Origin of the sequence: Sphingomonas sp. BT-65 (assembly GCF_026107375.2) — a bacterium.
GTDB lineage: Bacteria > Pseudomonadota > Alphaproteobacteria > Sphingomonadales > Sphingomonadaceae > Sphingomonas.
Genome location: NZ_JAPCIA010000003.1, coordinates 288,018 through 296,104, shown reverse-complemented (window position 1 = coordinate 296,104; position 8,087 = coordinate 288,018). Strand labels below are relative to the sequence as shown.

Below are 8,087 nucleotides of genomic sequence, written 5' to 3'. Positions count from 1 at the left end.
CGCCGGATTCGCCGTCCATTCAAGTCACTCCGGTCGCAACACCCGGCCACCCAGCGGTAGCATCATATGGGTGGCCGGGTGGGGGAGCGGGCCGGTACCGCATCGGCGGAGCCGATCCAGCAAACATACTCAAATCTCGACCTGGCTGCCCAGCTCGACCACGCGGTTGGTGGGCAGGCGGAAGAACTCCATCGCGCTTTCCGCGTTGCGCAGCATCCACGCGAACAACTTCTCGCGCCAGATCCGCATCCCTGGCCGCTCCGACGCCAGCAGCGTCTGGCGCGACAGGAAGAAGCTCGTGTCCATCATGTTGAACGCGCCGCCGCAATTGCCCCCGCACGCGCCGATCGACTTGAGTGCGCCCGGCACATCAGCCTCCTGCATGAAGCCGTAATAGAGCAGCATGCGGTGGAAGCCCTGCCCCAGGTCGTCGACCTTGGCGCGCTCGGCTTCGGTGACATAGGGCTGGTCGGCGATCTTCACCGTCAGCAGGATCACCCGCTCGTGCAGCACCTTGTTGTGCTTCAAATTGTGGAGCAACGCGTGCGGCACGCCCTCGGGGGTCGAGGTCATGAACACAGCGGTGCCCGGCACGCGCGTCGCGGAGCCCGCAGCCGACTGGATGAACACCTTGATCGGCATCGCGCCCTCGCGCATCCGCTCGACCATCAGGCGGCGGCCCTTGGCCCAGGTGGTCAGCAGCGTGAAGATCACCACGCCCGCGAACAGCGGGAACCAGCCGCCATCGGGGATCTTGGTCAGGTTCGCGCTGAAATAGGCAAGGTCGACCAGGAAGAAGAGCGCCAGCAGCGGGAGCGCATAGCGCTTCTTCCATTTCCACAAGGCGAACAGCACGACCGCGATCAGGAAATTGTCGATCAGCATCGCGCCCGTCACCGCGATGCCATAGGCGGCGGTGAGGTTGGACGAGGTCTGGAAGATCAGCACCAGCAGGATGATCGCCACCATCAGCGCCCAGTTGATCAGCGGGATGTAGATCTGCCCGGCGGTCGACGCGCTGGTGTGCGAGATTCGCAGCCGTGGGATGAAGCCGAGCTGGATGCCTTGCTGCGTCACCGAGAAGGCGCCGGTGATCACCGCCTGCGACGCGATGATCGCGGCCGCGGTCGCGATGCCGACCAGCGGCAGCCGCAGATATTCGGGCGCGAGCATGTAGAACGGGTTTTGCAGCGCCGTGGCGTCCCGCATCAGCAGCGCGCCTTGCCCCAGATAGTTGCACATCAGTGCGGGCAGCACGAACCACAGCCACGAGAAGCGGATCGGCTTGCGCCCGAAATGGCCCATATCGGCATAGAGCGCCTCGGCCCCAGTCACCGCGAGCACCACCGAGCCCAGCGCCAGGAACGCCGCGAGGGGATCGACGACGAAGAAGTTGAACGCATAGGTCGGCAGGAATGCCCACAGCACATCGGGACGTTGCGCCGCGCTGATCACCCCCAGCGTCGCGATCACGGCGAAATAGACGAGCATGATCGGCCCGAACATCGCACCCACCCGCGCGGTGCCGGTGCGCTGGATCGAGAAGAGGAAGACCAGGATCGCGATCGCGATCGGCAGCACCCAGCCGGCGAACTGCGGCGCCGCCACCGCGAGTCCCTCGACCGCCGACAGCACCGAGACCGCCGGAGTGATCATCGAATCGCCATAGAACAGCGCCGTCGCGAACACGCCGAGCAGCACGATCCCGGCCGTCCAGCGCTTCTGCCCGCTCGCCCGATTGATCAGCGCGAGCAGCGCCAGGCTGCCGCCTTCGCCCTTGTTGTCGGCGCGCATGATCAGCGACACATATTTGAGCGTCACCACCACCATCATCGACCAGAACATCAGGCTGATCACGCCCATGATGTGCATCTCGTCGAGCGCTAGCGGATGCTCCGGATGGTGTGCCGAGCTGAACGTTTCGCGAAACGCATAGAGCGGGCTGGTGCCGATATCGCCGAACACCACGCCGATCGCCCCGACGGCAAGCTTCCACAACGCCGCCTCACGGCCATGCGGATGATGCTGTTCGGGAATCGAGTCGGTCGCCGCCCCGGGGCTTCCGTTGGTCTCGCTCACGGGAGAAACTTGCGTACCGTGGCGAGCAATGCAGTGGTCATGTCAGACCGGCTACCTGTCCATTGAAACGGCCGCGCAGTTAGCACGTGCAACATTGCGGCGCAATTGGGGCCGGTCTCATCGTCCCGTGGCGGGAAACAGTGCGTCGGCTTCGCTACGCGTCGGTACCGCGCGCAGCACGAAGCTCGAACTGATCTTCACCACGCCGGGCAGGCGCCCCATCTCCTCGCGGTGCAGTCGTTCATAGTCGTCGAGATCGCGGCACAATATCTTCAGGCGATAGTCGTACCCGCCCGAAACCAGCGCGCATTCGACGATCCCGTCGATCTGCGCCACCGCCGCCTCGAACCGCGCGAGGTCCTCGCCCACTTCGGTGCCCAGCGTGATGTCCACCATCGCGGTGACGCTATAGCCCAGCCGCCGCAGGCCGAGCCGCGCGCCATAGCCCAGGATATGCCCCGACGCCTCGAGCGCCTGGATCCGCCGCGTGCAGGCCGATTGCGAGAGCCCGACCTCCGTCGCAATGTGGCTGACCGGCGCACGCGCATTGCGCGCGAGCTGCTTGAGGATCGCCTCGTCGATTTTGTCCATCGCGCATGGAATCCCGAGTATCTCGTTTTCACAAGCATATTCATGCAAGCGTCACGATCCAAGCGCATAAGTTTGCAGAGATTCGCGGCGATATCCTGCGTTACGATGTGCGCGAGACACAGATATCGGAGAGTTTGTCATGCGCGTCGGTGTTCCAAAGGAAATCAAGAATCACGAATATCGCGTCGGCCTGACGCCGCCGCTAGTCGCCGAGCTGACCGCCGTCGGCCATGAAGTCGCGGTCGAGACTCGCGCCGGGATGGGCATCGACTTCGAGGATTCGGACTATGTCGCGGCCGGCGCGCGCATCGTGCCGGACGCGGCAACCGTGTTCGCGCAGTCCGACATGATCGTGAAGGTCAAGGAACCGCAGCCGAGCGAGATCGCGCTGCTCGAGGCGCGCCACACGCTGTTCACCTATCTTCACCTCGCCGCCGACAAGGCCCAGGCCGAAGGGCTGATGGAATCGGGCGCGACCTGCATCGCCTATGAGACGGTCACCGCCAACGATCGCTCGCTGCCGCTGCTCAAGCCGATGAGCGAGGTGGCGGGCCGCATGTCGGTTCAGGTCGGCGCGCACTATCTGGAAAAGGAGCAAGGCGGCCGCGGCGTGCTGCTCGGTGGCGTCCCCGGCGTCGCGCCGGCGCGGGTCGCGATCCTCGGCGGCGGCGTCTCCGGGATCAACGCGGCGCAGATGGCCACCGGCCTGCGCGCCGACGTCACCATCTACGATATCAACAACGCCCGCCTCGCCGAGCTCGACATGCATTTCGGCAGCCAGATCAAGACCGCCTATGCCAGCAAGGCGGCGATCGCCGCCGCGGTGGCCAATGCCCATCTGGTGATCGGCGCGGTGCTGGTGCCCGGCGCGGCCGCGCCCAAGCTGGTCACGCGCGACATGCTCAAGACGATGAAGCGCGGCTCGGTCCTGGTCGACATCGCGATCGATCAGGGCGGCTGCTTCGAGACCAGCCACGCCACCACGCATGACGACCCGGTCTATGAGGTCGATGGTGTGATCCATTATTGCGTCGCCAACATGCCGGGCGCGGTGGCGCGCACCTCAACCTTCGCGCTCAACAACGCCACGCTGCCCTTCGTGATGAAGCTCGCCAATCTCGGCGCGGAGAAGGCGATGGAGGCCGATCCCCACCTCGCCGCCGGCCTCAACGTCTACAAGGGCACGATCACCCACGAGGCGGTGGCCGAGGCGCTCGATCTGCCCTTCACCGCCCGGCGCCCCTGACCGTCAGTCGAGCGCTGTGAGCCAGGTCTCGGCGGCGTTGGGCGAGAGGAAGATGTTCTGATACTCGACCAGCGTCCGTCGCAGCTGCATCTTGAGCAGGCTTGATTCGACGATCAGCGCGACGCGGTCTCCGGTGCGATAGAGCGCAAGGTTGCCCATCCGCATGCGCTCGGCCGCTTCCTGCGTGCGCAGCGGCGCGTTGCGCAGGTCGGCGAGCACGCGGACGCGTCCGAACCGCAGCCGCGTGTCGCGCACGATCTCGCCCAGCACGGCGAGATACTGATCAACCTCCTCGCGCGTCTGCACCGCAACCTGGCTGATCCGCAGGATCTTCAGCTTGTCGTCGCGGATGATCTCATAGAGATCGGACGCCGCGGCGGCGACCAGCCAGTCCGCATTCTCCGCCAATCCGCCAACCGGTGTCATCTCGCCCCCTCTCCGTTTTCGTTTCGGGAGCGATGTGACCAGTTAAGGTAAATAATCGGTGAGGGCTCCGTCGCGACCGCCCCAAGGCCGGGATTTCCTTGCCTTTGCCGAGCAGTGGAGCTAAGGGGGCGCCCGTCCGGCGAGCGGGTGCTCGCGGAGGGAGGCGCGGAGCGTGCAGCTCACGCGCCATTTTCGCTTTAGATCAAAAGCGTGACCTCTCCAACCGCGCCCGTCCACCGGATGCCGTGACCGGCATGCGGCCGCCACGGCATTTCGGCCTTCAAGACCGCTGGATCCAACCAGCCGGCCGGAAAAACGATAGTTAGGACTGAACCCTTTATGGCCACTTCGGCAAACCCCACGCGCGACGATTTCGCCGCGCTTCTCGACCAGACGCTTGGCGGCGCAGAAAGCTTTGAAGGCCGCGTCGTCATCGGCACCGTCACCGGCATCGAAAACGACCTCGCCATCATCGACGTCGGCCTCAAGAGCGAAGGCCGCGTGCCGCTGCGCGAATTCGCCGCGCCGGGCCAGCCCGCCGATCTCAAGGTCGGCGACGAAGTCGAGGTCTATGTCGACCGCGTCGAGAATGCGAACGGCGAAGCGATGCTCAGCCGCGACCGCGCCCGCCGCGAAGCCGCATGGGACAAGCTCGAGCTCGAATTCTCGCAGGGTAACCGCGTCGAGGGCGTGATCTTCGGCCGCGTCAAGGGCGGCTTCACCGTCGACCTCAGCGGTGCCGTGGCGTTCCTGCCGGGCTCGCAGGTCGATATCCGTCCGGTGCGCGACGTGCAGCCGCTGATGGACCTGCCGCAGCCCTTCCAGATCCTCAAGATGGACCGCAAGCGCGGCAACATCGTCGTGTCGCGCCGCGCCGTCCTCGAAGAGAACCGTGCCGAGCAGCGTTCGGGCCTGATCCAGAGCCTGGCCGAGGGCCAGGTGATCGACGGCGTCGTCAAGAACATCACCGACTATGGTGCGTTCGTCGACCTCGGCGGCATCGACGGCCTGCTGCATGTCACCGACTTGAGCTACAAGCGCGTCAACCACCCGTCGGAGATGCTCAACATCGGCGACACGGTGAAGGTGCAGATCATCCGCATCAACCGCGACACCCAGCGCATCTCGCTCGGCATGAAGCAGCTCGAGAGCGATCCTTGGGATGGCGCCGGCGTCAAGTATCCGATCGGTGCGAAGCTGTCGGGCCGCGTGACCAACATCACCGAATATGGTGCGTTCGTCGAGCTCGAGCCGGGCATCGAGGGCCTCGTCCACGTCTCGGAGATGAGCTGGACCAAGAAGAATGTCCATCCGGGCAAGATCGTCTCGACCTCGCAGGAAGTCGATGTCGTCGTGCTCGAGGTCGATCAGGACAAGCGCCGCATCTCGCTCGGCCTCAAGCAGGCCCAGCAGAACCCGTGGGAGGCCTTTGCGGCCGCTCACCCGGTCGGCACCGAGGTCGAGGGCGAAGTCAAGAACGCCACCGAGTTCGGCCTGTTCATCGGTCTCGACAACGACGTCGACGGCATGGTCCACATGTCGGACATCGCCTGGGGCATCTCGGGCGAAGATGCGCTGGCGCTTCACCGCAAGGGTGAGATGGTCAAGGCCGTTGTGCTCGCGGTTGAGCCCGACAAGGAGCGCATCTCGCTCGGCATGAAGCAGCTCGAGCGCGGCGGCGTGCCGACCCCGGCGGCCGCCACCGGCGGAGCGCGCGTGAACAAGAACGAGATCGTCACGGTCACCGTTCTGGAAGTCCGCGACGCGGGCCTCGAAGTGCAGGTTGGCGACGATGGCGCGACCGGCTTCATCAAGCGCACCGACCTCGGCCGTGACCGCGACGAGCAGCGTCCGGAGCGTTTCCAGGTCGGCCAGAAGTTCGACGCGATGGTCACCGGCATGGACCGTTCGAAGAAGCCGACCTTCTCGGTCAAGGCGATGCAGATCGCCGAGGAGAAGCAGGCGGTCGCGCAATATGGTTCGTCCGATTCGGGCGCATCGCTGGGCGACATCCTGGGCGAGGCCCTCAAGGCTCGCGAAGAGAAGAAGTGATTGTGTGCGGGGCGGTCCGGATGGCGGACCGTCCCGCCAATCATTTCAACGGCTTCCCGCCGGTGTCTCTGAAAAGCACCGCGGAGCCGCAAGATTCGATTGATGCAGGTAAGGAAACGCGCCTAAATCAGTCCCGCACCGCGCCGCTGAGCGCGGCGATACATATTGTTTCCGGCGCAAATGACCGGGCAGTTGGGGACGCGGGATGATCCGTTCGGAACTCGTGCAGATGCTGGCGGCGGACAATCCCGGCCTGTCCGCGCGTGAGATCGAGCGCATCGTCGACACCTTCTTCGAAGAGATCACCACGCGGCTCGTCGTGAACGGCCGCGTCGAGCTGCGCGGCTTCGGCGCCTTCTCCACCCGCGCGCGCGACGCGCGCACCGGCCGCAACCCGCGCACGGGCGAGACCGTCGACGTCTCGGCCAAACGGGTTCCCTATTTCAAGCCCGGCAAGGAAATGCGCGCGCGCCTGAACGTCTAGGGCTTGGCCCTAGCGCGCTTGGCACTCCGTTCCCGACCCGATACAGCCAGTCCGATGCGGGCGTGGCGGAATGGTAGACGCACCGGACTTAAAATCCGTTGAGCTTCGGCTCGTGGGGGTTCAAGTCCCCCCGCCCGTACCATCAGGCGCCCGTCAGTGGCGGGGCGCGGCCGTCGATTCCCGCACCGTCAGCGTCGGCGGCACGACCACCGGCCCGTCCGGCACCGCCCGCCCGCCCCGCGCCGCGATGATCAGTTCGACCGCCCGCGCCGTCACTTCGGCGATCGGCTGCGTGATCGCGGTCAGCGGCGGGTGGTTGAAGCGCGCGATCGGCGTGTCGTCGAAGCTGATCAGCGAGAGGTCGCGCGGCACCGTCAAGCCGCGTTCGCGCGCAACCTCGAGCGCACCGAGCGTCATCTGATCGTTGCTCGCGATGATCGCGGTCGCCCCAGCATCGATCAGGCGCGGCGCCGCGGCGCGGCCGGACTCGCGGCTGAAATCGCCCTGCGCGAGCAATCCTTCAGTGGACAGCCCGGCCTCGGCCATCGCCGCGCGCCAGCCATCGACACGCCAGCCGCTCAGCTCATATTCGTCCGGCCCGGCGATCAGCGCGATCCGCGCATGGCCGAGCCCGGTGAGGTGCCGCGTGGCGAGCGCCGCCGCCAGATCGTCCCCCATCGTCAGCCGGAACCCCGGCCCCTCGTGCAGCGATCCGATCCGCGCCAGGCTGATATGCGCGTCGTCGAGCAACTCCAGGATCGCCGGGTTGGCCGAATGCGGCGGCGTCAGGATCACCCCGTCGGGCTGGAGCGCCGCCAGCGCCGCGGAAAGTTCGCGCTCGATATGGTCGCTGTGCGTGTCGACCAGCTCGACGATCAGGCGATAGCCATGTTCGGAACAGGTCAGCATCCCGCCGAGCAGCATCTGGTCGACCCAGTCGGTGCCGTCGCGCGCGCGCCAGCCGTCGAGGGTACGTTCGCGGTCGTTGAGCGCCATGATCAGATACGACCGCGATCCGCTCATCCGCTGCGCCGCGATCGACGGGACATAGCCGAGCTTTGCGATCGAGGTGCGCACGCGCTCGGCCATCTCGGGCCGTACGTTCGGCTCCTTGTTGATGACGCGGCTCACGGTCTGCAGCGACACGCCGGCATCGGCGGCGACGTGGCGGATCGTGACGGCCTGTTTCCGGCGTGCCATGCGTGTGTC

The 8,087-nt window shown here is 66.0% G+C and carries 8 protein-coding genes and 1 tRNA gene; 5 read left to right on the top strand and 4 right to left on the bottom strand.

The genetic code is table 11. The features are described 5' to 3' along the window. Nucleotides 1-129 precede the first annotated feature (129 nt). Both OK349_RS19435 and OK349_RS19430 read right to left on the bottom strand, forming a co-directional pair. Nucleotides 130-2,037 (bottom strand): potassium transporter Kup, encoded by a 1,908-nt coding sequence (locus OK349_RS19435; protein ID WP_265119582.1) that lies wholly within the window; start codon nt 2,035-2,037, stop codon nt 130-132. A 159-nt stretch (nt 2,038-2,196) separates the two neighbouring features. Beyond that, entirely contained in the window at nt 2,197-2,670 is a 474-nt protein-coding gene (locus OK349_RS19430) for an Lrp/AsnC family transcriptional regulator (RefSeq protein WP_265119570.1), read from the bottom strand. 139 nt (nt 2,671-2,809) lie between these two features. Between OK349_RS19430 and ald the strand changes: the two genes are divergently transcribed. Further along, nucleotides 2,810-3,916, top strand: coding sequence for an alanine dehydrogenase (gene ald / locus OK349_RS19425; protein ID WP_265119569.1), 1,107 nt, complete (start codon nt 2,810-2,812; stop codon nt 3,914-3,916). A gap of 3 nt (nt 3,917-3,919) precedes the next feature. Here the strand turns inward: ald and OK349_RS19420 are convergent, their stop codons facing one another. Further along, entirely contained in the window at nt 3,920-4,342 is a 423-nt protein-coding gene (locus OK349_RS19420) for a hypothetical protein (protein ID WP_265119568.1), read from the bottom strand. A gap of 339 nt (nt 4,343-4,681) precedes the next feature. On the opposite strand from OK349_RS19420, the gene rpsA reads away from it, so the two are divergent. From rpsA to OK349_RS19400, 4 genes are all read left to right on the top strand, one after another. Continuing rightward, entirely contained in the window at nt 4,682-6,394 is a 1,713-nt protein-coding gene (gene rpsA, locus OK349_RS19415; protein WP_265119567.1) for a 30S ribosomal protein S1, read from the top strand. 20 nt (nt 6,395-6,414) lie between these two features. Then, nucleotides 6,415-6,603, top strand: a complete 189-nt coding sequence (locus tag OK349_RS19410; RefSeq protein ID WP_265119566.1) for a hypothetical protein — start codon at nt 6,415-6,417, stop codon at nt 6,601-6,603. Next, nucleotides 6,600-6,878 (top strand): integration host factor subunit beta, encoded by a 279-nt coding sequence (locus OK349_RS19405; RefSeq protein ID WP_265119565.1) that lies wholly within the window; start codon nt 6,600-6,602, stop codon nt 6,876-6,878. The genes OK349_RS19410 and OK349_RS19405 overlap by 4 nt, the downstream gene beginning before the upstream one ends. Before the next feature lie 56 nt (nt 6,879-6,934). Continuing rightward, nucleotides 6,935-7,020: transfer RNA gene (locus OK349_RS19400), tRNA-Leu, on the top strand. An 11-nt stretch (nt 7,021-7,031) separates the two neighbouring features. Here the strand turns inward: OK349_RS19400 and OK349_RS19395 are convergent. Then, a complete protein-coding gene (locus tag OK349_RS19395; RefSeq protein WP_265119564.1) occupies nt 7,032-8,078 on the bottom strand; it encodes a LacI family DNA-binding transcriptional regulator in 1,047 nt (348 codons plus the stop codon). Between the last annotated feature and the right edge of the window lie 9 nt (nt 8,079-8,087).

Coding starts and splice junctions, on each gene's coding strand:
- OK349_RS19405 (WP_265119565.1), top strand. CDS start 6,600: ATGATCCGTTCGGAACTCGTGCAGATGCTGGCGGCGGACAATCCCGGC.
- OK349_RS19395 (WP_265119564.1), bottom strand. CDS start 8,078: ATGGCACGCCGGAAACAGGCCGTCACGATCCGCCACGTCGCCGCCGAT.
- rpsA (WP_265119567.1), top strand. CDS start 4,682: ATGGCCACTTCGGCAAACCCCACGCGCGACGATTTCGCCGCGCTTCTC.
- OK349_RS19410 (WP_265119566.1), top strand. CDS start 6,415: ATGGCGGACCGTCCCGCCAATCATTTCAACGGCTTCCCGCCGGTGTCT.
- OK349_RS19420 (WP_265119568.1), bottom strand. CDS start 4,342: ATGACACCGGTTGGCGGATTGGCGGAGAATGCGGACTGGCTGGTCGCC.
- OK349_RS19430 (WP_265119570.1), bottom strand. CDS start 2,670: ATGGACAAAATCGACGAGGCGATCCTCAAGCAGCTCGCGCGCAATGCG.
- ald (WP_265119569.1), top strand. CDS start 2,810: ATGCGCGTCGGTGTTCCAAAGGAAATCAAGAATCACGAATATCGCGTC.